The organism is Marinobacter sp. C7 (assembly GCF_022343555.1).
Classification (GTDB): domain Bacteria; phylum Pseudomonadota; class Gammaproteobacteria; order Pseudomonadales; family Oleiphilaceae; genus Marinobacter.
In genome coordinates, this window is sequence record NZ_JAKQZH010000107.1 from 1 (window position 1) to 504 (window position 504).

Below are 504 nucleotides of genomic sequence, written 5' to 3' on the forward strand. Positions count from 1 at the left end.
CAGACCTGTGCGGTTTGGTGCGATGAGGCGATGTCAGGCTGAGGTTCCAAGCTTTAGACATTTTTTTGAACCTGCATGTCGGTAGTTGCCCTTGCTGGGGCGAACGCTACCGTTCGCAAAAACTGCTTTTCCTTCGCAGTGGCACTGAAGCCGAATACTGTATCCGTGCCTTTCTCCAGAAGGTGCGTGGCGAAAGAATGCCGCAAAGTGTGCACGGTGACGCGCTTTGAAAGACCGGTTGCTGTGACAGCGGAACGGCAGGCGGCGTTCAAAACAGTTGGCTCTATGGGCTTGTCGGGATCGCGCCCCGGAAACAGAAACGACTTTGGCCGCGCCAGACGCCAATAGCTGCGCAGGATACCGAGTAGCCCGGTTGACAGCATGACATATCGGGCCTTGCTGCCCTTGCCATGCCGGACATGGATCACCATTCGGGAGCTGTCAATGTCTTCGACCCTAAGTCCGCAAACCTCCCCGACCCGCAAACCTGCGGCATAAGCATAT

1 protein-coding gene is annotated in these 504 nt (G+C 56.3%); it reads right to left on the bottom strand.

Annotated elements, in window-relative coordinates; translation table 11 throughout:
• Positions 1 to 53 precede the first annotated feature (53 nt).
• Positions 54 to 504: tyrosine-type recombinase/integrase (locus MD273_RS18975; protein WP_239039313.1), on the bottom strand; the 451-nt coding region annotated here is incomplete at its 5' end.